Source organism: Streptomyces sp. NPDC021020 (assembly GCF_044333285.1).
Taxonomy (GTDB): Bacteria; Actinomycetota; Actinomycetes; order Streptomycetales; family Streptomycetaceae; genus Actinacidiphila.
Genome location: NZ_JBIRQQ010000005.1, coordinates 534,842 through 556,505, shown reverse-complemented (window position 1 = coordinate 556,505; position 21,664 = coordinate 534,842). Strand labels below are relative to the sequence as shown.

The 21,664-nt window shown below is 73.0% G+C and carries 20 protein-coding genes; 6 read left to right on the top strand and 14 right to left on the bottom strand.

The features are described from left to right. Positions 1-20 precede the first annotated feature (20 nt). The 8 genes from ACH4SL_RS17770 to pstC all read right to left on the bottom strand — a co-directional run bounded on the left by ACH4SL_RS17770 (position 21) and on the right by pstC (position 11,754). Positions 21-947, bottom strand: coding sequence for a sortase (locus tag ACH4SL_RS17770; protein ID WP_398446337.1), 927 nt, complete (start codon positions 945-947; stop codon positions 21-23). Positions 948-1,044: 97 nt separating this feature from the next. After that, complete coding sequence (locus ACH4SL_RS17765; protein ID WP_398446335.1) at positions 1,045-2,499, bottom strand: hypothetical protein; 1,455 nt, start codon at positions 2,497-2,499, stop codon at positions 1,045-1,047. 131 nt (positions 2,500-2,630) lie between these two features. Then, positions 2,631-3,767, bottom strand: coding sequence for a hypothetical protein (locus tag ACH4SL_RS17760; RefSeq protein ID WP_398446333.1), 1,137 nt, complete (start codon positions 3,765-3,767; stop codon positions 2,631-2,633). A gap of 89 nt (positions 3,768-3,856) precedes the next feature. Beyond that, positions 3,857-4,978 (bottom strand): hypothetical protein, encoded by a 1,122-nt coding sequence (locus ACH4SL_RS17755; RefSeq protein WP_398446331.1) that lies wholly within the window; start codon positions 4,976-4,978, stop codon positions 3,857-3,859. Positions 4,979-5,186: 208 nt separating this feature from the next. Further along, on the bottom strand, positions 5,187-7,679 hold the full coding sequence (locus tag ACH4SL_RS17750) for a hypothetical protein (RefSeq protein ID WP_398446329.1): 2,493 nt from the start codon (positions 7,677-7,679) through the stop codon (positions 5,187-5,189). Next, positions 7,666-9,363, bottom strand: a complete 1,698-nt coding sequence (locus ACH4SL_RS17745) for a phosphate ABC transporter substrate-binding protein PstS (protein ID WP_398446327.1) — start codon at positions 9,361-9,363, stop codon at positions 7,666-7,668. The genes ACH4SL_RS17750 and ACH4SL_RS17745 overlap by 14 nt, the downstream gene beginning before the upstream one ends. Next, positions 9,360-10,688 carry a phosphate ABC transporter permease PstA gene (gene pstA / locus ACH4SL_RS17740; protein WP_398446325.1) on the bottom strand — a complete coding sequence of 443 codons (1,329 nt, stop codon included), beginning with the start codon at positions 10,686-10,688 and terminating at the stop codon, positions 9,360-9,362. The genes ACH4SL_RS17745 and pstA overlap by 4 nt, the downstream gene beginning before the upstream one ends. Before the next feature lie 34 nt (positions 10,689-10,722). Next, positions 10,723-11,754, bottom strand: coding sequence for a phosphate ABC transporter permease subunit PstC (gene pstC / locus ACH4SL_RS17735; protein WP_398446667.1), 1,032 nt, complete (start codon positions 11,752-11,754; stop codon positions 10,723-10,725). Positions 11,755-12,141: 387 nt separating this feature from the next. On the opposite strand from pstC, the gene ACH4SL_RS17730 reads away from it, so the two are divergent. Beyond that, positions 12,142-12,534, top strand: coding sequence for a hypothetical protein (locus ACH4SL_RS17730; protein WP_398446323.1), 393 nt, complete (start codon positions 12,142-12,144; stop codon positions 12,532-12,534). Positions 12,535-12,600: 66 nt separating this feature from the next. Here the strand turns inward: ACH4SL_RS17730 and ACH4SL_RS17725 are convergent, their stop codons facing one another. The 5 genes from ACH4SL_RS17725 to ACH4SL_RS17705 all read right to left on the bottom strand — a co-directional run bounded on the left by ACH4SL_RS17725 (position 12,601) and on the right by ACH4SL_RS17705 (position 16,059). After that, on the bottom strand, positions 12,601-13,305 hold the full coding sequence (locus ACH4SL_RS17725; protein ID WP_398446320.1) for a PH domain-containing protein: 705 nt from the start codon (positions 13,303-13,305) through the stop codon (positions 12,601-12,603). An 84-nt stretch (positions 13,306-13,389) separates the two neighbouring features. Beyond that, entirely contained in the window at positions 13,390-14,151 is a 762-nt protein-coding gene (locus tag ACH4SL_RS17720) for a hypothetical protein (protein ID WP_398446318.1), read from the bottom strand. Positions 14,152-14,153: 2 nt separating this feature from the next. Then, positions 14,154-15,077, bottom strand: coding sequence for an ATP-binding cassette domain-containing protein (locus ACH4SL_RS17715; protein ID WP_398446316.1), 924 nt, complete (start codon positions 15,075-15,077; stop codon positions 14,154-14,156). Further along, positions 15,074-15,469, bottom strand: a complete 396-nt coding sequence (locus tag ACH4SL_RS17710; protein WP_398446314.1) for a GntR family transcriptional regulator — start codon at positions 15,467-15,469, stop codon at positions 15,074-15,076. Before ACH4SL_RS17710 ends, ACH4SL_RS17715 begins: the two co-directional genes overlap by 4 nt. Positions 15,470-15,531: 62 nt before the next feature. After that, complete coding sequence (locus ACH4SL_RS17705) at positions 15,532-16,059, bottom strand: AAA family ATPase (RefSeq protein WP_398446311.1); 528 nt, start codon at positions 16,057-16,059, stop codon at positions 15,532-15,534. A 68-nt stretch (positions 16,060-16,127) separates the two neighbouring features. Here ACH4SL_RS17705 and ACH4SL_RS17700 point away from each other — a divergent pair, with 68 nt between their 5' ends. The 4 genes from ACH4SL_RS17700 to ACH4SL_RS17685 all read left to right on the top strand — a co-directional run bounded on the left by ACH4SL_RS17700 (position 16,128) and on the right by ACH4SL_RS17685 (position 20,449). Then, complete coding sequence (locus ACH4SL_RS17700) at positions 16,128-17,012, top strand: phosphotransferase family protein (protein WP_398446309.1); 885 nt, start codon at positions 16,128-16,130, stop codon at positions 17,010-17,012. Between the two features lie 68 nt (positions 17,013-17,080). Next, positions 17,081-18,079 (top strand): deoxyribose-phosphate aldolase, encoded by a 999-nt coding sequence (gene deoC, locus ACH4SL_RS17695; RefSeq protein ID WP_398446665.1) that lies wholly within the window; start codon positions 17,081-17,083, stop codon positions 18,077-18,079. Positions 18,080-18,084: 5 nt separating this feature from the next. Next, the gene (locus tag ACH4SL_RS17690) at positions 18,085-19,584 is read left to right on the top strand and encodes an aldehyde dehydrogenase family protein (protein ID WP_398446307.1); all 1,500 of its coding nucleotides are present in this window, start codon (positions 18,085-18,087) and stop codon (positions 19,582-19,584) included. Continuing rightward, positions 19,571-20,449, top strand: coding sequence for an aldehyde dehydrogenase family protein (locus ACH4SL_RS17685; protein ID WP_398446305.1), 879 nt, complete (start codon positions 19,571-19,573; stop codon positions 20,447-20,449). The genes ACH4SL_RS17690 and ACH4SL_RS17685 overlap by 14 nt, the downstream gene beginning before the upstream one ends. A gap of 29 nt (positions 20,450-20,478) precedes the next feature. Here the strand turns inward: ACH4SL_RS17685 and ACH4SL_RS17680 are convergent, their stop codons facing one another. Beyond that, entirely contained in the window at positions 20,479-20,844 is a 366-nt protein-coding gene (locus ACH4SL_RS17680) for a hypothetical protein (protein WP_398446303.1), read from the bottom strand. A gap of 197 nt (positions 20,845-21,041) precedes the next feature. Here ACH4SL_RS17680 and ACH4SL_RS17675 point away from each other — a divergent pair, with 197 nt between their 5' ends. Beyond that, complete coding sequence (locus tag ACH4SL_RS17675) at positions 21,042-21,656, top strand: uridine kinase (protein WP_398446301.1); 615 nt, start codon at positions 21,042-21,044, stop codon at positions 21,654-21,656. The last annotated feature ends 8 nt before the right edge of the window (positions 21,657-21,664 follow it).

Sequence of the window (21,664 nt, the reverse complement as noted above, 5' to 3'; positions counted from 1 at the left end):
TTCCTTACGTGACGGGGCGGTCAGAGCAGGTTGGGCAGCAGGCGGGTGGCCTCGCCCGACAGGGCGACGACGACGGCGGTGAGCACCGGGACGGCGCAGATCCAGGTCTGCCAGCGGCCCCAGCGGCGGAAGATCCAGGTGACGGCGACGACGGCGAGCAGCAGCGCCTGGAGCCACAGCATGATCGGCAGCCAGGCGGCGGGGTCCCCGGCCAGCGGCGCCTCGGCCGCCGTGATGCCGCCGCCCGCGGCGGGGCCGGGCTGGACGTCGCCGACCAGGTCGGCGTCCACCCGCAGCACGCCGTGCGGGGTGTAGAGGCCGCCGGTCGCGGTCATCAGGATCAGCCGGCTCTGCCCGGCGGCGGGCGGGGCGGGCGCCGGGTCGCCGGCCCGCCGCAGCCCGGTGACCTTGTACTCCTGCCGGCCCTGGCCGGTGGTGACGGTGATGCGGTCGCCGGCCGTCAGCTCGTCGAGGTGGTTGAACGGGCTGCCGTAGCCCCACTGGCGGCCCATCAGGATGCTGGTGCCGGGCTGGCCGGGCAGCGGGGTGTCCCTGCGGTGTCCGGGGCCGGAGCGCAGGACGCCGGACGTGGTGCCCTGGAAGACGACCTCCTTGAGGCCGATCGCCTTGATGTGCAGGACGGCCACCGGGGCGCCCATCGCCACGGGCTTGCCGTCGGCGTCCAGCCGGCCCACGGGGGCGGTGCCCAGGGCCAGTTCGGCGCGCAGCTTGTCGTAGCCGGTCTGCTGGTCGCGGGCGTGCTCGACGTGGCCGAGGACGGTGAGGTTGACGACGAAGCCGAGCAGCAGCGCCGCCAGCAGGGTCAGCGCGGCACCCGGGACGACGAGCCAGGGGCCGGCGGGCCGGCGGGCGTCCGGCGGCCCTTCCGGCCCGGCCGGCTCCGGCGGCGGCCCCGCGGCCTCGCGGGAGGGTGACAGTACGGCCACGGGTGGGGCTCCTTCTGGTGCGTTCCGATGCGGTGGGGTGCAGGGGCGGCCGGGTGGCGGGCGGCGGACCGCCCGCCACCCGGCGTGCCCCGCGCGGTCAGTCGCGCGGGGAGGGACCGAAGCTGAGCAGCCTGCCGTCCCGGCGGACCCGGTACGCGGCGTAGCCGCCACCGGTGATCATCAGGAGGGCGAGCACGCCGAGCGGGACGATGCCCGTGGCGCCGGTCGCGGCGAGCGGGCCGTCGGAGCCGCCGGAGGAACCGCCGGTCGTGCCGGTGGCGGTGCCGGCGTCGGAGGAGCCGGTGGACGTACCGGCGTCGGACGCGGCGCCGTCGGTGGTGCTGCCGCTGGTGGTACCGGCGTCCGTCGAGCCGTCCGTGGTGCCGCCGTCGGACGAGCCGTCCGTGGTGCCGCCGTCCGTCCCCGTGTCGGAGGGGTCGGGCGTCGGCGTGCTCGTCGCACCGGTCCTGAACGGGAAGGACAGCTTGATGGCGCTCGTCGCGCCCGTCAGGTCCAGCGAGTGGGTGCCGTCGGCCAGGTCGTCCGGCAGCGTCACCTGGATGTTCGTCAGCTTGCCCGCGTTGTTGGAGACCAGGTCGTCGTGGACCTTCTTGCCGTCCACGGCGAAGCCGACCGGCTCGCCGTGCCCGTCCGTCCCGGTCGGCAGGAAGCCCTCCGCGGAGACCTTGACGGTCTGGCCCTTGGTGAGGTTCGCGTTCTCGTCCAGGGTGTTGTCGGAGCTGTCGAGCACGGTGATCCCGGGCTCGTCGACGATGCCGTAGGACAGCGCGCCCTGGCTGGTGCCGAAGGCGAGCGGGTCGGTCGGTTTGAACGTCGCCGTGATCGCGGCCGGTCCCGGGGTGCTCGCGCCGCTGAGCGTTGCCGTGGCCACGCCGTTGACGAGGGGGACGTCCTTGGCGAACGGGGTGGCGGAGTTCGCGAACGTCACCGTGCCGACCGCGGTGCTCGGGGTGACGGTGGCCGTGATGACGACCTCGTGGTTCACGACCGTGTGCCCGGCGGGGGACGCGGTCACGGCCAGGGAGGTGCCCGTGGGCACGGAGGTGGTCGCGGCCGCCCAGGTGCTCCCGGTGATCTGGATGGCGGTGGCGAACATCCCGTCGGCCTTGGTGCCGTCGGCCGCCAGGCACTGGATGTGCAGCGGATAGGTGCCGTCGGCCACCGTCTGGTGCGCGGTGCTGAAGGTGGTGTTGATCGAGCGGTTGAACGCGCCGGCCGTGGCCGGGAGGTGCGTGGTGATGGTGCTCCCGCTGAACGGCGCCCCGTCCGTGAGGTTGTTCGCCAGCAGGTCGTCCGTACCGTTGATCGTCAGGTACACGCCCAGCTTGGCCTGGTACGGCTCCGGGCACGGGGCCGACACCGAGATCTCCGGGAAGGCCGGGACAGCGGCCACCGTGCCGGTGGCGGGCGTCAGCGTCACCGTCCCCGCGAGGTCCGCGGACGCGGTCCCCGCGGTGGAGAGGACCAGGGCCCCGGTGCCCAGGATCAGTGCCAGCACGCTCAGCAGCGCCGCGTGCATTCTTCGTTTCATGTCTCCTCGTCCCCTCGGGGATGTCGCCGGTCACGAGCGGTGGTGCGGGTCACGCATGCGGCCCTGCCACCTGGCGGGTGGCAGGGCGCTTGTCGTCCGTGCTGGTCAGCGGGCTGTCCGCGGAGGCACGGTCATGCGGTGGTGAAGTCGAAGGCGAGCGTCAGCAGGGTCTTCTCGCCGAGGAGGACCAGCGTGTGGTCCCCGGCGCTGATGCCCTGGGGAATCGTGAGGGTGTAACCGGCGACCGACCCGGCGCTGTCGGAGGTGGCCGACGGGAAGAGCGCGGGCAGGATGCCGAAGTAGACGTTGGTGGCCGCCACGTCGACCGTCTCCCCGTCGGCGGGCCGGAAGCCCTGGGCGGAGACGGTGATCTGCTGGCCGGGCGTCAGCCGCGGGGTGTCGCCGAGGGCGGTGCCGTCCGCGTCGGTCACCGTGATCGACGGCGCGTTGACGAAGGTGCAGCTGAGAACGGTGTAGGCCTGGGCGCGGCCGAGCTGGTCGGTCGGGGTGAAGATCGCGATGTAGCTGCGGACCACGGGCGCGGAGTTCGCCGTGAGCTGGAGGGTCGCGACGCCGTTCACCACCGGAACGGGCTGGCCGTACACGGTGGCGCCGCCGTCCGCCTGGAACTGCACGGTCCCCGGGACGCCGCCGGCCACCTTCGCGGTGAGCGTGAAGGGCCGGCCGACCCGGACGCGGCTCGACGGGCTCGCGGTGAGCCTGACGCTCGTGGCGGCCGGGGCCGCGTGGGCCGAGACCTGCCACGTGGTGCCGGTGACCTCGATGAAGCCGGTGGACGTCGGGTGCTCGGGGAAGGCCGTCCGGTCGGTGTTCGCGCAGGTCACGTGGATCGGGTAGGTGCCGTCGGCGAGCGCGACGTGGGCGGCCGAGAACGCGGTGGCGATCGACCGGACGATGGTGCCGCCGCCCGAGGCGGCCGGCACCGGCGCGGTGGCCGGGGCGGCCGCGTACGGGGCGCCGCCGGTCAGGTGGGAGGCCAGCAGCGACTCCCGGCCGTCCGGGACGACCAGGGACACGTTGAGGGCGTCCCGGTAGCCGGCCGGGCAGGCCTTGTCGACCGACACCTGGGTGAACGGCGAGGCGTCGGTGACGCTGCTGCTCCGGGCGGTGAGGGTGACCGTGCCCGGCGTGCCGGTCGGCGCCGCGGTCCCGGCGTTGGCGGTGCCAGCGCCGGCGAGCAGCGCGCCCGCGCCCATGGCCAGCCCGAGCGCGCTGACGAGCACGCCGCGCATTCTTCGTCTCTTCATCTGCTCCCCCTGAGGAGTTCGGTACGGGTGGGGTGGTGCCGGTGGCCGGGCCCCGCGGGTGCGGGGCCCGGCCGGTCGTGACCCGGAGGTCAGATGAGGTCCTTGCCGCTCAGCGTGATGTCGCCGCAGTTCGGGTCGGTGCCGAAGCCGTACGCGTTGACGTACGACGTGCCGTTGGCGAAGTCGAAGTCCTTGGAGCAGACGTCGGAGCCGGAGCCGACGAAGGTGGTGGCGATGTTGGTCTCGGTCACCCGGCTGTCCTGGACGACGTTGTAGACCTCGCGGTTGATCGGGAAGGCGGAGTTGAGGTTCCCGCCCGTGACCGTGGTCGAGGTGCCGTTGACGGTGGCCAGGACCGCGCCGTTGCGGCGGTTGGTCACGCCCGGCAGGGACCGGCCCTGCGCGATGTACTGGGCGATCGAGAACGGCATGAGGTCGTTCGGGCCCTGGAGCGCGCTGCCGTTGTGCTCCTGGACCTTGTCGCCGTTCGCGGCGACGTCCTTCACACAGGACGGCAGGTGCGCCGGGTCGAAGCCCAGCGTCGACGCCCAGAACTTGCGGGTGCCGGAGCCGTCCTGCGGGACCAGCGGGTGCACGGTGACACCGCCGATGGTCGGGTAGACGCCGTCCGCCAGCTTGTTGCCGCTCGTGTCCAGGCAGTTGTACACGCGGTTCAGGTCGTACTGGGCCTTCTCGGAGTCCGGCAGGGTGGCGCCGCCGACCTTGAAGGAGTAGTTGCCGGGCAGGTTGGTGACGGTCGCCGTCGCCGCCGTCACCGCGTCCACGCCGAAGGGGATGAAGGTGAACTGGCCCGAGGCGTTGGGCGCCGAGGAGGAGCGGGCGAAGTCCAGGCAGTTGGTGTTCGCCGCGATGTCCAGGCGCAGCGCCTTGACACCGGCGCCCGAACCGTCGGGGCGCGGGAGGGAGCAGCCGGCGCCGACCTGGATGGTGCCGGCGGGCGTGGCGTCGTAGGACGCGATCAGCAGGCCGTCGGAGTCCGGGCCCGGGTTCGTGTCGAAGATCTGGTCGTCGCCGGTGCCGTTGGCGAGGCCGTTCATCACGTCCTGCGTGGTGTCCGACCCGACGCCCACCAGGGTCCGGTAGGTGGGGGGAGTGGTGGTGGGCGGGTCGGCCTGGGCCGTCCCGGACGCCACGACGACCCCGAGAGCCGCGGCACCGGCCGCGATCGCCGCCCGCTTGGCGAATTTCACGTTCACTGTTTCCTCCGAAGTGATGCGGATGGAATTTCAGACGAGACGCGCGAGGAGAATCCGGAATTCCCCCCGGAAAGATCCGACCCGTCGACCGGATCGCATTCATCCTGCCCACCACCACAAGATGCAGCAACCAAATTGATCGCTCCGGGAAAGTGAACAACGAGCATTCTTAATTCTCCTTCAATTTCCTTCCTGGGGGCGCCTAGGTCCCTCGCGGACTGTCGGGCGCGGGCGTAGCGCCGGACTGCCCGCGGAAGGCGAGGAAAGCGCGGCCCGTGCCGCGGACCAGGCCCGCGCGCATCAGGAGCGGGCCGCCCAGGGAGCCGGCGACACCGGCGATCAGGACGATCAGCAGGACCCAGCGGACGGCGCCGAGGAGGGCGCCCGGTGTGGTGCCGGACGTCCTCGCCGCGTTGTCGACCGGGGGTGAGGCGCTGCCGCCGCCCGACGCGCCCTTGGACGTGCCGCCGGCAGCTGCCGCGGCGGCGGGCGAGGTGGGCGGGGCACCGGCGCTCGTGCCGCCGCCCGCGGGGCCCGCGCCGCCGGCCGGTCCGGCGTCGCCGCCGGGCGGGGCGCCGGACCCGCCGCCGGAGGAATCCGCGGCGGCCGGGCTCGTGGGCGGCGCACCGGCGAGCAGCGCGGTCGAGGCCGCGAGCCCCTGGTCGCGCATCGCCTGCGTCAGCGGCGCGTAGCCCGGCGGCAGTTGGCCGTCGCCGATGCCGGGAGCCTGGCCGGCGCCGACCGCGTAGCGCATCAAGGCGGCGTAGGTCTGCCGCCGCGTGGCGTCCATGGAGGTGGAGGCGGCCGCGTAGGTGACGGTCGTGAGGGGGTAGGCGCCCGGGGTCCTGAGCCCGGGATCGGCGTCCAGGACCCCGGGCACCGGGCCGTCCTTCATCCCGGCCACCGTGGCGCCCAGGGACTGCGGTGTCGGCGCCACGAACTGGCCGTCGGCGTTGAGCAGTTCTGCCGTGCCGAGCCGGTAGTTGGCGGCGCTGGCCGCGTCGGTGAGCCCCAGGTAGAAGTGGCTGCCCTCGGGCTGCGGCCCGCTCTTCTCCAGCGCCGGGGGTATCGCGACCGGGTCCACGGCCGGGGCGGAGCTTCCGCTGGACGACCCCCTGACCGCCTTGGCGACGTCACCCAGGCTGCCGGTGTAGGGATTCAGCGCCACCGACGTGAGTTTGAGGTCGGGATAGGACTTGTCCGGCACCAATTCGGTGGCATCGGGCTTCCAGAACTGGTGGAGCGCGGAATGCGCGGGGTCCATCGCCAGGTAGTAGGGATTGATCTGCATTCCCCACGGGTCGGCTTCTCCGGCGAGGAAGCTCTTCGCGTCAGGGTCGGACCGCAGCCACCGCCACAGTTGTGTCGCCGTGTCGCTCGTCCCCTGCGGAACGGTCAGGCCGGGGCCGCAGGAGAGGAAGGAGGATTCCCTGACCCCCGGGTTGAGTTTCTGGAATTCCGGGTCGCCCGACAGATCCCGCGCGTTCTTCGCCGAGAGCTTCCCCGGGGGGATGACACTGCCCGAGTCCCCCGGGACGTCGCACTTGTACGACTGGGTGAGCATCTTCGCCACGAGCCGTGCGTTCAGACGTATGCGGGGCACCTGCTGCGAGGAGCCCGACAGCTGGATGTTGTACCCGATGACGAGTCCGGACACCGCGACCGGCGCGTGGACGACAGGAGCCGCGTCGGGCGGCGGCTGGGCCGGGTTCTCGACGAAGGCGAGCCCCGCCGTACCGACCGGGGGGTTGAGGATCTGCCCGCGGGCGTCGTCCTCGGCCTGCGGGTAGTAGACGTAGGTGATCTTGTTCGTGGTGCACATCGCCGGTTCCCACGACGTCATCGCGCCGACGATCATGTCGGAGCCGGTGGTGGGCTGCTCGTCCTGGCCGATCGGGCACACCGAGTCGGTGGGGTGGAAGTCGAGACGGAAGACGATGCGCTGCGCCCAGTTCCCCGCGGACAGCGGGGAGGACTGGAAGCCGGTCTGCTGCGGCGGCAGGGAGCCGTCCGGCTCATAGGTCCCGCGCGGCACGACCACGAGCCAGCACGGCTCGGGCGCCTGTCCGGTCTGCGTGACCGTTCCGCAGCCGAGAATCGGCGAGGTGTTCGCGTCCTCCAGCTGGAAGATCGTGTCACCGCCGCCGTCGCCGCCGATGATGGCCCGGTCCTGCTCGTTGGTCGTGTATCCCGTGAAGAACTTCCTGGCGTCGGTGGAGCTCTCCCCCTTCACCGTGGTGAAGGGGATGTCCCGCGCTGCCGGCTCCAGCGGGTCCTTGGCCCACGCCTTGCGGTTCACCACCCCGGCCACGTCGGACTTCAGCCCCTGGCCGCCGTACTCGCACTGCTCGGGGGTCGGCCCGTCCGAGGCGTCGCCCCAGCACTGCATGATCTGGAGGTAGTTGGCCCAGACGCCCACGGTCTGCTGCCCGCCCGTCCAGCTCACCTTGACGCCCTGCGTGCGGACGTTCGCGGTCTGCTCGACCGTCACCTTCAGCTGGGAGAAGTCGTCGTACGTCCCCTTGGCGCCGGACTTGGTGACGGCCGAGCCGGCGCCGGTGTCCGCGTGCGCCTGGCCGCCCGTGCCGGACGGCAGGAGGACCAGGCCGAGGGCGGCCAGCAGCGAGGCGAGCAGGGCGCCGAGCCGGACCGGCAGGGTGCTGCCCGCGGCGGGGCGTCGGTCACGCGCGGCCATCACGCCTCCCCGTCCTGGAGAACCGCCGGGCGAGGGTCGGCGGGAGGAGGACGACGGCCAGCAGCATCAGGGCGGACAGCCCCATCAGCCAGGTCCGCATCCCCCAGAAGGACTCGGCGCCGACACCCACGGTGGAGGCCGTGATGTCCTCGCCCCCGCTGGTGCCGCCCGCGTCCGCGGCGGGCAGGCCCGTGTCCGGGTCGATCGCCTGGCCGGTGGTGCCGGCGGTCGTACCGGTCCCCCCGGTCGCCGTCGCGCCCGCGGTGGTCGCCCCGGCGGTGGTCGCGCCCGCGGTGCCCGCCCCCGCGGTCGTGGCGCCGCCGTTCGCGGTGCCGGTGCCCGACCCGCCGGTGGCCTTGGCGCCCCCGCCGGCGGATCCGCTCTTGCCGGTGTTGACGGTGTCGGGCGTCCCCGCGGTGCCGGTGAGGCACTGGACCGGCCCCTGCTTGTCGCAGGACTGCGGGTAAGGGGCGGTCTTGGCCAGGGTGTTGCTGCCGTCGGTGGAGAAGGTGGGGTTGTGGCAGTTGTCGAGCTTGATGTTCTGGACGTCCACCCCCGGGACCTTCTTCAGCTGGTCGAACCCGGCCTGGACGAGGTTCTTCGGCAGCGGGGAGAAGCCCAGCGGCTCGGCCTGGGCCTGTCCCTGGCACAGGAAGTAGTAGCCGAACGCGCCGAGGGTTCTGCCCTTGTCCTCGGTCATGGGCGAGTCCAGCGAGGTGGGCAGGATCATGTAGCTGTAGCTGGACAGCGGATAGGTGCGCCGGTCGGGGTCGGTGTAGACCTTGTCGAGGATCTGCGTGAGGTAGTTCACGGAGTCCTTGTTCTGGTTGATCTGCGCCTGGAGCAGGGCGACGGCCACGCTCGCCGCGGTGGGTTCGGTGTAGTAGCCGGCCGCGTTGAGCACCTTGACGACGGGGAAGTGCGCGGCGATCGCGTAGGAGTACTCGACGTAGGTGATCGCGCCCTCGGCGTAGTTCTGCTGCGTGTAGCCCGACACGCCCTGCGAGCCTTCCTGGGCGATGAAGCCGGAGCCGGGAAGGACCGGGAAGTTGGACGTCAGGCTGCACGGTGTGGGCTTGCCCACCCGCTTGCAGTAGTCGTTCCACAGCCCGCTCTGCTGCTTGGACATCCACAGCGTGAACTGGGCCGTGGTGCCGGAGCCCTCCGACCGCACCACCGGGATGATCTTGCGGTTGGGCAGCGTCAGCGACGGGTTGTCGTCCTTGATCTGCTGGTCGTTCCAGCGGGTGATCTTCCCGGTGAAGATCTTGGCGATGCTGCTGCCGCTCAGCCGCAGGTTGGTGACCCGCTTGCCGCCGATCTTCAGGTTGTACATGAACGCGGTGCCGCCCGCGACGATCGGCATGTAGGCGTAGCCGCGCTTCGGCGGAGGTTCGCGCACGCCGAACTCCGTGGTCCCGTACGGGATCTCGGAGACGGCGAAGTCGACGGCGCCGTCGGCGTACTGCTGGCGCCCGATGGAGGAGCCGGTGCTGGCGTAGTTGACGGTCATCCCGTACTGGTTGACGGTCTTGCGCCACTGGTCGATCGCGTTCTGGCTCCAGGTGGAGCCGCCGCCGCTGATACGGGCGTAGGACTCCGCGTGCGCGGGCGACTGCCCGAAGGCCAGCAGCGAGCACACCAGCAGGGCGAAGGCCGTCGCCACCGCCCGAATTCTCTTCACGATCCGTCAACTCCCTGTACGGGTCCCCGCTCGGGGCTCTCGGGGTGGGCTGGGGTATTACCGGCGGCGGTCAATCCCCCGCGGGCCGCCGCCCGTTCGGCGAAACGCCGCTGGTCGCGCCGCGAGGCGACGACCCGGCGGTGGGTGGCGCGGCGGGTCAGCTCGCCCGGCCCGCGGCCGCCGACCATCCGGGCGACGACGAAGAGGATCAGGACGAGTACCAGCAGCACGGCCGCCGTACCGAAACCGCGGGAGATCATCGTCTTCTGCGAGGACTTCACGAACTCGAAGGTGACCAGCGGCAGCGGCACCATCGGGCCGTCGGTCGGGCTGAGGTTGGTGACGGCGGTGAAGCCCGCCGTCAGCAGGACGGGCGAGGTCTCGCCGACACCGCGGGCGGTGCCGAGGATGACCGCGGTGGTCAGGCCGGAGCGGGCGGTCGGCAGCACGACGTGCCACACCGTGCGCCAGCGCGGCGAGCCGAGCGCGTAGGACGCCTCCCGCAGGGTGCCGGGCACCAGCCGGATCACCACGTCGGAGGCGCGGATGATGATCGGCATCATCATCACCGAGATCGCCAGGGACGCGGCGAAGCCGGACTGCGCCACACCGAGGGCGAGGATCGCGGTGGCGTAGACGAACAGGCCGGCGACGATCGACGGCAGCGCCGTCATCGCCTCCACGACGGTGCGGACGAACCGCGCGTAGCGGCCGGGCACCTCGTTGAGGAAGACCGCGCACAGCAGCCCCGCGGGCACGGTGAGCACGAGCGCGATCCCGATCTGGATCAGGGTGCCGAGGATCGCGTGCCGGATGCCGCCGACCGTGAGCGGGTCGAGCGGTCCGGCGCTGCGCATGTCCTGCGTGAAGAAGTTGGTGTGCGGCAGCGCCTGGCGGCCGGACCACAGGGTGTAGACGATGACGAAGGCCAGCGCGGTCAGCAGCAGCAGCGCCAGGCTCTGCACGATCACCGACGCGATGCGGTCGCGCACCGCGGGGCCGTCCTCGTCGAAGGACACCAGCAGCGCGTAGAGCGCCAGGAAGAGCGCGTACGCGAAGACCACGAAGCCGAGGCCGCCGGTGAAGGGCGCGATCCGGGTGAAGAAGAGCCAGGTCAGCGCGAGCGAGGCGGCTGCCGCGCCGAGGGCGGCGAAGTAGTCGGTGGGGCGCGTGGTCGCGGTGGAGCGGCGGGGCTCCCGTACGGCCCGCGGCGCGGCCTTGTGCAAGGTGGTGCCGCCGTGCTCCGGCGGGGGCGGCGTCGGTGGCGCGGGTTCGTACGGGCCCGGCGCGGTCACGCCGCGGGCGTCCGTTGCGTCCGTGGTCATGCGGGGGTCACTCCTTGCTCCGCCGATTGCTCGGCTATTCGGCGGTGGCGCCGGAACGGCTGCGGGCGACGATCGTGGAGGCGGCGAAGTTGACGACGAGGGTCATGAGGAACAGGGCGAGACCGGCCGCCATCAGCGCGGACATGCCGAACTTGCTCGCCTCGCCGTACTGCAGGGCGATCAGCGAGGAGACGGAGCTGGTGCCCGCCTGGAGGATGTGCGGCTGGACCGCGAACACCGGCGAGATGATCATGTAGACGCCGATGGTCTCGCCGAGCGCCCGGCCCAGGCCCAGCATCGTGCCGCCGATCATGCCGCCCTTGCCGAACGGCAGGACGACCGAGCGGATCACGCCCCAGCGGGTGGCGCCCAGCGCGTAGGCGCCCTCGCGCTCGCCGACCGGGGCCTGCGAGAAGACCTCGCGGATCACCGAGCAGATGATCGGGGTGACCATCATCGCCACCACGATCCCGGCGATGAAGGTCGACGCGGTGTAGACGGTCGCGGTGGCCAGCGGGTCGTGCGGATCGGCGTCGGTCACCTTGAACAGCGGGATCCAGCCGAAATACGTCGACAGCCAGCGGGACAGCCCGATGACCTTGCCCTGCAGGAAGAACAGCCCCCACAGGCCGTAGATGACCGAAGGAACCGCGGCCATCAGGTCGATGGTGCTCACCAGCGGGCGGCGCAGCCGCTGCGGGGCGTACTCGGAGATGTAGAGGGCGGTGCCGATCGCCAGCGGCACCGCGATCACCACTGCGACCCCGGCGATCAGGACGGTGCCGACGATGACGGCGGCGATGCCGAAGTTGCGGGCGTCCGGCTGCCATTCGGCGGTGGTCAGGAAGTGCCACTTCGCCACCCGCAGCGCCTGCCAGGCGCGGTAGGTCAGGAAGCCGCCGACCAGCAGCATCACGGCCAGGACCAGGCCGCCGCCGCCGTGCGCCACCCCGCGGAAGAGCCGGTCGGGCAGCCCGGAGTCCGCGTGCAGCCGGCGCGGCCGGTCGGCGGCCGCCCCGGTGTCGAGGTCGGCGGCGACACCCGCGGTTCGTGCCCGTGTTCGCATTGTCACGGGTTGACGCTCCGGGCAGGCGATGGCCGGGCCGACACGCCAATGTGAACGGCGGCACCCGTAGGGGCAACTTCAGTTCACCTGGCGGTCCCCCGGGAAGTCCGCCGCCCACGCGCGCCGGCCCGCTCCCCCGCAGCCGCGCGCGCCCGGGACGGCGGCAGAACCCCTGCCCACCGGGGGCATGATTGCAGTACGTGACCGTTCGTGAACAAGGGGCAACTTCGCAGTGAAGGATCCCGCGGGCCTGCTGTGATGCAGGTCTTAACTATCACTTGACCCATACATTGCCCGTGCTGCACGACGACTCCCGCGCGGGGCGTGGGGGCGGCCTCGGGGCGCAGCGCTGGTGCTGCGCCGCGACTGTCAGGGTGGGGTGGGGCAATGGCAGGGGACATCGGGGGTGCCGGTACCCGGGGGGCGGGTACGCGGTGCCAGGTCGACATCAACGAGGACGGCTGGTTCTCGTGGCGCCTGACCGCGAACAACGGCCGGGTCATGGCGCTGGGCGCGCAGGCCTATCCGGCCGACGACGAGTGCAAGGCCGCCTTCGAGGCGCTGTGCGCGCGCTCGGAGGGGCTGGCCGGAGGGGTGCAGCACGCCGCCGAGTCGAACGGCTGGGTGTGGCGGCTGCGCGGCCCGGACGGGCAGGTGCAGGCGGTCTCGGCGCGGGCGTACGAGCGGCACTCGACGTGCCAGTCGGCGTACGAGCGCTTCCGCGTGCTGCTGCTGGGCCTCGGCGCGGCCGAGGCCGTCCCGTGGGGCGACTCGGCGTGACGTGGCGCGGGGTGGTGTGACGCGCCTCGGCGCGGCCCGGCGTGACGCGGCCCGGTCAGGGGCGGCTCAGCTGATGGCGCCGAGGACGATCAGGACCACGGCGCCCGCGAGGGCCGGGGCGAGGACCTCCCAGCACCAGCGGACCACCGGGGCCGCCTCGGGGGCGGCGCGGTCGGCCGTACCCTCGCGGGCCTCGGCCAGCTCGCGCAGCTCGGCCAGCGCCTGGTCGGACCACGCCCGGATCGTCGGGTCGGCGCCGGGGACGGGCGTCGGGCGGCGGCCGTAGGGCGGGCGCCCGCCGCGGCGGCCGGGGGTGAACTCGTCGTCGCCCGCGGCCTTCGCCCGCGCGTCCTGCCGCGCCGCCCGCTTGCGCGCGCGCAGCGACACCGGGATCGCCCAGAGCTGGTATTTCTTGTCGCCGGCCAGCAGCTCGGTGGTGTACGACGACCGCACACCGTCGACGCCCGTCCACGGCACGGCGATCGTACGGAACGGGTTGCGCACCCGGATCCGCTCGGAGTTGGCGAAGACCGCGGGGCGCAGGGTGAGGGCGATGATGATCGGCAGGGCGAGCAGCAGCCCGGCGATGGCGAACCACGGGGTGTGGCCCTTGCCGTTGGCGATGGCGTCGCCGCCGAGCCAGCAGGCGACGACGAGCAGCCCGACCCCGCCGATCATCCCCGCCGTGGAGCGGTAGACCCGGTCGGCGTACGCGGGCTGTGCCGGACCGCCGTCCGGCGGGCTCGGGCGGTCGGACCTCGGACTCGTCATAAGGACCGATTGTGCCCGACGCCCGACGCCCGCCGGGCCACGACCCGGTTGCGTTCCCGTCTCGACCGGTGGCGTACGCGCGCGTCAGACGGTCAGCCGGCGGACCGTCGCCAGCCCGCCGGCCAGCAGGATCACCGCCGCCGTGGCCAGGACGGCGGGGAAGAGCGCGGTGATCGTGAAGAAGTGGGCGAACCGGGTCCAGCCGTGCGTCCAGGTGATCACCGCGGCGGCGAGGGTGAGCAGCACGCCCTGCGCCCCGGCGAAGGAGACCGTGCCGACGAGCCCGGCGCGCCGGAAGACCAGGCCGTACCACATGCCGTAGGCGAAGAGCACGACGAAGGCCGCGGTCGCGTTCAGCCAGGCCTGCCACCAGGGGCCGTCGAGGACGCCGGAGACCCGGAAGTAGGCCATGTTCATGCCCCACCCGTCGGTCGCGCGCTCGGCGGCCCGGCCGATCGCGACGGCCGCGCCGAAGCACACCGCCAGCGCGACGGCCAGCAGCGCGGCCCCCAGGAAGTACGTACGGCGGCTGACGCCCAGCGCGAGCCCGAAGGGCAGGGCCCGCGCCACGGTCTGGACGCCGATCCCGAAGACGACGAGGAAGACCGCGGCCAGCCCGCCCACCCAGCGGTGGCCGGAATTCCCCGCGGGGGTGAGCTGCAGGATCACCGCGTCCAGGACGAAGGCGAAGGCGGCCCACATCCACGGCACGACGAGGTAGGTGACGCGGTCCAGCAGCAGGTAGCGGACGACGGTCAGGACGGGGGTGAGGCCGGGGACGGACGGCAGCGCGGGCATGCCTGCCGGGAGGCTCGCGGACATGTTCGTGGACCAGGTCGTGGGCATGGTCAGACCGTCCCTGCCGGGGAGAGGGTGGCGCGGCTGCCGCTGTCGGCGGCGTGCATCGCGAGCTGCTGGAGGGTGAGCGGGCGCAGGTCGAGCCGCAGGTGCTCGGCGAGCTGCCGGTCGCGGTCGTCGAGGCGGCCGGCCATGACGGCGGTGGTCCGCCCGGCCAGCGCCCGGCGGCTGAGGGTGGTGCGGTCGGCGACGAAGCGCTCGACGCCGGGGGTCGGCCCGGTCACGGTGACGGCGTTGCCCCGCAGGTCGTCGGTGAGGGCGTCCAGGACGAGCCGGCCGTGGTCGAGGATGAGGATGCGTTCCAGCAGGTCGGCGACCTCGTCGATGAGGTGGGTGGAGAGGACGATGCAGCGCGGGTGGGCGGTGTAGTCGGCCAGCAGATGCCGGTAGAACATGTCCCGCACCACCGCGTCGAGCCCGGCGACCGGCTCGTCGAAGAGCGTCACGTCGGCGTGCGCGGCAAGGCCCAGGATGATCCCGAGGGCCGCGCGCATACCGCGGGAGAGCTTCTTGATGCTGCGGTCGGGCGGGAGCTCGTACGCCTCCAGCAGCTCGGCGGCGAGCGCGGCGTCCCACCTCGGGTGGAAGAGCGCACCGGCTGCGAGGGCCTGGCGGACCTTCAGGTCGGGATAGGTCTGGTCCTCGCGGATGAGGGTCGTACGGCGCAGGACGGCGTCGTTCTCGACCGGGTTCGCGCCGAGGACGCGGACGGTCCCGGACGAGACGAAGTCCTGGCCGACCAGCGAGCGCAGCAGCGTGGTCTTCCCGGCGCCGTTGCGGCCGAGCAGCCCGACGATGCAGGGGCCGTGGATGTCGGCGGTGACGCCGTCCAGCGCCTGGTGGCCGCCCGAGCCGCCGAAGCGGCGGGTGACGCCGGTCAGCGAGATGACGGCTTCCGCGCCGCCGCCGGTCACGACGGGCTCCCCGCGGTCAGGCTCACGGCGCCGCGCTCGTCCCGGACGAGCGCGAGCAGCTCCGCCTCGTCGAGCCCGAGCCGCGCCGCCTCGACGACCAGGGGCCGCACGTACCGCTCGGCGAATTCCCGGCGCCGCGCCGTGAGCAGCCGCTCGCGCGCGCCCTTCGCCACGAACATCCCCACCCCGCGCCGCTTCTCCGCGAGCCCGTCCTCGACGAGCGAGGTGAGCGCGCGGGCGGCGGTGGCCGGGTTGACCCGGTGGAAGGACGCGAGGTCGTTGGTGGACGGGATCCGCTCGTCCTCCCCGAGCCCGCCGTCGGCGATCTGGTCTGCGAGGGAGGCGGCGATCTGGGCGAAGAGCGGCCCGCCGCTGTCCGGGGCTGGTGCCATGAGCTGGGCTCCCTTGAGTGCGCTGGTTTGTTGGTTTACTAACATACCACCGCACCGGTGAACTAGTGAGCCCCCTGGCTCCGGAGCCGCGCGAGCACCGCGTCCGCCGTCTCCTGCGCGGTGAGCCCGCCGGAGTCGAGGACGTTCTCCTCGTACGGGCCGAGGTCGGCGAAGCCGTCGTAGATCCCGCCGAGGATCTCCCGGTCGGTGAGCGGATGCCCCGACCGCTCCGTGCCCCACGCGAGCGCCGTCTCCCGGTCGGGCCGCAGCACCACGTAGACCAGCCCGACCCCGGCGGCCGCGGCCGCCTCCCGGTAGGCGCCCAGGTACCAGGGCCCGATCACCCCGTCCACCACCACGTGGTAGCCCCCCGCGGCGTACCCGGCGGCGGCCCGTGCGATGACCCCGGTGACGACGTCGTTCTGCTCCTTCGCCCCGGGCAGGTACGGGGCCACGAAGCCCTGCTTGACCGCCGCGTAGAAGTCGTCCGTGTGCAGATGCACGGACGGCGACAGCCTGCTCCCGGCGAGGATCCCCGCCACGGTGCTCTTCCCCGCCCCCGAGGGCCCGCTCACCACGATGATCTCCATCCCCTCACCGTAGGACCGCGCCGCCGGGCACCGGTGCGCTCCGCGGGCGGATCGTGCAGGATGGCGCGATGACCGAGCCGCCGCCCGCCGCCCTCGCCTGGGCCGCCGAGACCGCCGGTTCCGCCGCCCCCGCCCGCGTGGTGCGGCGGCTCGCCGGGGGCACCCACGCGGCGACCCATCTGCTGCGCACCGGGCGCCCGGACGTCGAGATGGTGCTGCGCCGCTTCCCGCCCGGCGACCGGGCGGCGCGGTACGAGGCGCGGGTGCTGGCGGTGCTCGACGGCCTCGACGGCTGGGCGCCGCGCCTGCTGGACGCCGACCCCGACGGGCGGCGGTTCGGCGAGCCCGCCGTCCTGATCAGCCGGCTCCCGGGCCGCGCCGACATCACGGGGCCCTCCGCCGAAGCCGCGGCGACCCACCTCGGGCGGGCCCTGGCCCGCGTCCACGCCGTGCCCGCCGCCCGCCTCGGCCCCCTCCGCGACGGCCTCGCGGCAGCGGGCGACCCCGCCCGCCGTACGGGCCCCGCCGCCCCGGTCCTCGCCGCCCACGGCCACCGCCTCGCCGCCCGGGAACAGGTCCTGACCCACTACGACTACTGGTCCGGCAACGTCCTGTGGCACGAGGGCGCCCTCAGCGGCATCGTCGACTGGTCCGGAGCCTCCCGCGCCCCCCGCGGCTTCGACGTGGGCTGGTGCCGCCTCGACCTGGTCCTCCTGCACGGCCCGTCCGCGGCCGCAGCCTTCCTGACCGCCTACGAGCGGGCGTCCGGCGAGACCGTGCCCGACATGCCGCTGTGGGACCTCTTCGCCCTCGCGAACTCCCACGCCTCCGTCGAGACCTGGCTCCCCAACTACCACGACCTCGCCCGCACCGACCTCACCTCCGCGGACCTGCGCGACCGGCACACCGCGTGGACGCACAGCTGCCTCGCCGCCCACGAGGCCGCCTCGTAGGGGGCGACCCCCTGACCCCCCGGGGGTAGCCGGGCCGCTACGCGCGTAGATATGCTGAGCTGGTGACCATGCCCAAAGTTCTCCCCGCCCACGCCCCCGGCGCCGCCGCCCGCCTCGCCGGCATGGCGGACGTCAGCGCCTCGGACGCGGCCCTGCGCAGGTTCCTGCACGGGCTGCCCGGCGTCGACGCCGTCGGCCTGGAGGCCCGCGCCGCCGGCCTCGGTACGCGCTCGGTCAAGACGACCGCGAAGGCGTACGCCATCGACCTGGCCATATCGATGATCGACCTCACGACGCTGGAGGGCGCCGACACCCCCGGCAAGGTGCGGGCGCTGTGCGCGAAGGGTCTGCGTCCCGACCCCACGGACGCGACGGCCCCGCACGTCGCGGCGATCTGCGTCTACCCGGACATGGCGGGCATCGCCCGCGAGGCGCTCGGCGAGGGCTCGGGGATCGCGGTCGCGTCCGTCGCGACGGCCTTCCCTGCGGGCCGCACGAGCCTGCCGGTCAAGCTCGCGGACACCGCGGACGCGGTCGCCGCCGGGGCCGACGAGATCGACATGGTCATCGATCGCGGCGCCTTCCTGTCCGGCCGCTACCTCCAGGTCTTCGAGGAGATCCGCGCCGTCAAGCAGGCCTGCGCGCGGCCCGACAAGACGTCGGCCCATCTCAAGGTGATCTTCGAGAACGGCGAGCTGGCGACGTACGACAACATCCGCCGCTGCTCGTGGCTGGCGATGCTGGCGGGCGCGGACTTCATCAAGACCTCCACCGGCAAGGTCGCCGTCAACGCGACGCCGCCGAACACGCTGCTGATGCTGGAGGCGGTGCGCGACTTCCGCGACGCGGTCGGCGTGCAGGTCGGGGTGAAGCCCGCGGGCGGCATCCGGACGTCCAAGGACGCGATCAAGTACCTGGTCATGGTCAACGAGACGCTCGGCGACGACTGGCTCTCCCCCGAGTGGTTCCGCTTCGGCGCCTCCAGCCTGCTCAACGACCTGCTGATGCAGCGGCAGAAGCTCAGGACCGGCCGCTACTCCGGCCCCGACTACGTCACGGTGGACTGATCGCGATGACCGACAACCTCTTCCCGTACGCCCCCGCGCCCGAGTCGCGCGCGATCGTCGACCTGGCGCCGTCCTACGGCCTGTTCATCGACGGCGAGTTCGCCGAGGCCGCGGACGGGCGGGTCTTCAAGTCCGTCTCGCCGTCGAGCGAGGAAGTGCTCGCCGAGGTCGCCCGCGCGGGCGAGGCGGACGTCGAGCGCGCCGTCGCCGCCGCCCGCAAGGCCTTCCCCGCGTGGAGCGCGCTGCCGGGCGCCGAACGCGGCAAGTACCTCTTCCGTATCGCGCGCATCCTCCAGGAGCGCTCGCGCGAGCTGGCCGTCCTGGAATCGCTCGACAACGGCAAGCCGATCCGCGAGACGCGGGACGTCGACCTCCCGCTCGTGGCCGCGCACTTCTTCTACTACGCCGGGTGGGCCGACAAGCTCGCGTACGCCGGTTTCGGCCCGGACCCGCGGCCGCTGGGCGTCGCGGGCCAGGTCATCCCGTGGAATTTCCCGCTGCTGATGCTGGCCTGGAAGATCGCCCCGGCGCTCGCCACCGGCAACACGGTGGTGCTCAAGCCCGCGGAGACGACGCCCCTGACGGCGCTGTTCTTCGCCGACATCTGCCGCCAGGCCGGGCTGCCGCGCGGCGTCGTCAACATCCTTCCCGGGTACGGCGACGCGGGCGCCGCGCTGGTCGCGCACGAGGGCGTCGACAAGGTCGCCTTCACCGGCTCCACGGAGGTCGGCCGGGCCATCGCGCGCGGGGTCGCGGGGACGCGCAAGAAGGTCACGCTCGAACTCGGCGGCAAGGCCGCGAACATCGTCTTCGACGACGCCCCGATCGACCAGGCCGTCGAGGGCATCGTCGACGGCATCTTCTTCAACCAGGGCCATGTGTGCTGCGCGGGCTCGCGCCTGCTGGTGCAGGAGTCCGTGCAGGAGGAGCTGCTGGACGCGCTGAAGCGGCGGATGGCCCGGCTGCGGGTCGGCGACCCGCTGGACAAGAACACCGACATCGGCGCGATCAACTCCGCCGAGCAGCTGGCCCGTATCACCGCGCTGGCCGAGGCGGGCGAGGCGGAGGGCGCCGAGCGCTGGGCCCCGTCCTGCGAACTGCCCTCCGCGGGCTACTGGTTCGCCCCGACCCTCTTCACGGGCGTGACGCAGGCGCACCGCATCGCCCGCGAGGAGATCTTCGGCCCGGTGCTGTCCGTCCTGACCTTCCGCACCCCGGCGGAGGCGGTCGAGAAGGCCAACAACACGCCGTACGGCCTGTCGGCGGGCATCTGGACGGAGAAGGGCTCGCGCATCCTGTCGATGGCGAGCAAGCTGCGGGCGGGGGTGGTGTGGGCGAACACGTTCAACAAGTTCGACCCGACGTCGCCGTTCGGCGGATACAAGGAGTCCGGCTACGGCCGGGAGGGCGGCCGGCACGGCCTGGAGGGATACCTCGCCGGAGCGGCCGAGCCGACGAGCGAGCTTGCGAGTGAGAAGGGGAGCGCGACCAATGAGGCAGTCTGACGAAACCAGGCGGCTCACCGTCTTCAAGACCTACAAGCTGTACGTGGGCGGCAAGTTCCCGCGTTCCGAGAGCGGCCGGGTGTACGAGGTGACGGAGTCCAGGAGCGGCGGGTGGCTGGCCAACGCGCCGCTCGCGTCCCGCAAGGACGCGCGGGACGCGGTCGTCGCGGCGCGCAAGGCGGTGCCCGGCTGGTCGGGCGCGACGGCGTACAACCGCGGGCAGGTCCTCTACCGCGTCGCGGAGATGCTGGAGGGGCGGCGCGAGCAGTTCGTGCGCGAGGTCGGCGAGGCGGAGGGGCTGTCGAAGTCCAAGGCCGCGGCGGCGGTGGACGCGGCGGTCGACCGCTGGGTCTGGTACGCGGGCTGGACGGACAAGATCGCCCAGGTCGCCGGCGGCGCGAACCCGGTCGCGGGCCCCTTCTTCAACCTCTCGACGCCGGAGCCGACCGGCGTGGTCGCGGTGCTGGCCCCGCAGGACTCCTCGCTCCTCGGCCTGGTCTCCGTCCTGGCCCCGGTCATCGCGACCGGCAACACCGCGGTGGTCGTCGCCTCCGAGAAGGCCCCCCTCCCGGCCCTGAGCTTCGGCGAGGTCCTGGCCTCCTCCGACGTCCCCTCCGGCGTGGTGAACATCCTCTCCGGCCGCACCGCCGAACTCTCCGCCCCCCTCGCCGCCCACCAGGACGTCAACGCCCTCGACCTGACGGGCGCCGCACCGGACCTGGCAACGGAGTTGGAGGCCTCCGCGGCCGACACCCTCAAGCGCGTCCGCCGCCCGTCCCCGGAGGACTGGACCGCGGACCCGGGCACGTCCCGCCTGACGGCGTGGCTGGAGACGAAGACGGTCTGGCACCCGATCGGGGTCTGAGCCCCGGCCCCCGTCAGCCCGTCGGGCGGTCAGCCCGTGAGCAGCCCCGTCGCCTCGCCGGTGACGGGGAGGGTGCCGAGGGAGCCGCCGTGGGTGACGGGGTCGGTGAGGGCGGTTGTCGAGACGGGCTGGAAGTCGGCGACCTGGGAGCCGACTCCGTTGTCGAGGGGGTCGACGCCGGTGTTGGACAGCGGGTCCAGGGTGAGGTCGCGGACGGGGGCGACCGCGGGGCCGAGGGCGCTCGTCACCGCCGAGGTCGGGAGGGCGGACAGCTCCGCGCCGGCGTCGGGGGCGGCGGCGGGAGCCGGGGTGGCGGCGGTCGCCGCCGCGGCCGGGGCGAGGACCGCGGCGGCGGCGGTCATGGTGAGCGCGAGGGCGGTACGCAGTGAGGGCATCGGGACACCTGGGCCTTGCTCGGGGACGTACGGCGGTCAGGTGCTCAGCGTAGCCGATCGGGCACCTGCGGTAGCGGGCCGCCTGTGGACAAGGACTGCCGCGGGCCGTCCACGTGCGGTGCTGCCGGGTGGACGCGGACCGTAGTTGTGGGACCGGGCGGGAGCGTACCGGCGGGCATGCCGGAGAATGGTTTGCCGTGAGTTCATTTCCCGCCCGTGTGATCCTGCTGGCCGGGCCCTCCGGCTCGGGTAAGACCACACTCGCCGCGCGTTCCGGGGTGCCCGTGCTCGGGCTCGACCACTTCTACAAGGACGAGGACGACCCGACGCTGCCGCGGCTCCCGGGCGGCGCGGGCGACTGGGACGCGCCCGCGTCCTGGAACGCCGACGCGGCCGTCGCCGCGATCACCGCCCTCTGCACGCGGGGCGCCGCGGACACCCCCGTCTACGACATCGCCACCAGCTCGGCGACCGGCGTCACCCGGCTCGACCTCGACGGCTCGCCCGTCTTCGTCGCCGAGGGCATCTTCGCCGCCGAGATCGTCGGCCGGGTCCGCGAACTCGGCCTGCCCGTCGATGCGGTGTGCCTGCGCGGCCGCCCCTCGACCACGGCCTGGCACCGCTTCGTCCGCGACATCCGCGAGGGCCGCAAATCCGTGCCCTTCCTGCTGCGCAGAGGCTGGCACCTCTACCGCGCCGAGCGCGCGATCGTCGCCCGCCAGCTCGAACTCGGCTGCACCCCCTGCGACTTCACCGAGGCCCTGTCCCGCATCCTCGCCCCCGCGGAAGTGACGGCCACGCAGGCGGCGTGAGGCGTACG

Excerpts from the sequence above, each read along its gene's own strand:
- ACH4SL_RS17765 (WP_398446335.1), bottom strand. The coding sequence starts at position 2,499 with ATGAAACGAAGAATGCACGCGGCGCTGCTGAGCGTGCTGGCACTGATC.
- ACH4SL_RS17760 (WP_398446333.1), bottom strand. The coding sequence starts at position 3,767 with ATGAAGAGACGAAGAATGCGCGGCGTGCTCGTCAGCGCGCTCGGGCTG.
- ACH4SL_RS17750 (WP_398446329.1), bottom strand. The coding sequence starts at position 7,679 with ATGGCCGCGCGTGACCGACGCCCCGCCGCGGGCAGCACCCTGCCGGTC.
- pstA (WP_398446325.1), bottom strand. The coding sequence starts at position 10,688 with ATGACCACGGACGCAACGGACGCCCGCGGCGTGACCGCGCCGGGCCCG.
- pstC (WP_398446667.1), bottom strand. The coding sequence starts at position 11,754 with ATGCGAACACGGGCACGAACCGCGGGTGTCGCCGCCGACCTCGACACC.
- ACH4SL_RS17730 (WP_398446323.1), top strand. The coding sequence starts at position 12,142 with ATGGCAGGGGACATCGGGGGTGCCGGTACCCGGGGGGCGGGTACGCGG.
- ACH4SL_RS17725 (WP_398446320.1), bottom strand. The coding sequence starts at position 13,305 with ATGACGAGTCCGAGGTCCGACCGCCCGAGCCCGCCGGACGGCGGTCCG.
- ACH4SL_RS17720 (WP_398446318.1), bottom strand. The coding sequence starts at position 14,151 with ATGCCCACGACCTGGTCCACGAACATGTCCGCGAGCCTCCCGGCAGGC.
- ACH4SL_RS17710 (WP_398446314.1), bottom strand. The coding sequence starts at position 15,469 with ATGGCACCAGCCCCGGACAGCGGCGGGCCGCTCTTCGCCCAGATCGCC.
- ACH4SL_RS17705 (WP_398446311.1), bottom strand. The coding sequence starts at position 16,059 with ATGGAGATCATCGTGGTGAGCGGGCCCTCGGGGGCGGGGAAGAGCACC.
- ACH4SL_RS17700 (WP_398446309.1), top strand. The coding sequence starts at position 16,128 with ATGACCGAGCCGCCGCCCGCCGCCCTCGCCTGGGCCGCCGAGACCGCC.
- deoC (WP_398446665.1), top strand. The coding sequence starts at position 17,081 with ATGCCCAAAGTTCTCCCCGCCCACGCCCCCGGCGCCGCCGCCCGCCTC.
- ACH4SL_RS17690 (WP_398446307.1), top strand. The coding sequence starts at position 18,085 with ATGACCGACAACCTCTTCCCGTACGCCCCCGCGCCCGAGTCGCGCGCG.
- ACH4SL_RS17685 (WP_398446305.1), top strand. The coding sequence starts at position 19,571 with ATGAGGCAGTCTGACGAAACCAGGCGGCTCACCGTCTTCAAGACCTAC.
- ACH4SL_RS17680 (WP_398446303.1), bottom strand. The coding sequence starts at position 20,844 with ATGCCCTCACTGCGTACCGCCCTCGCGCTCACCATGACCGCCGCCGCC.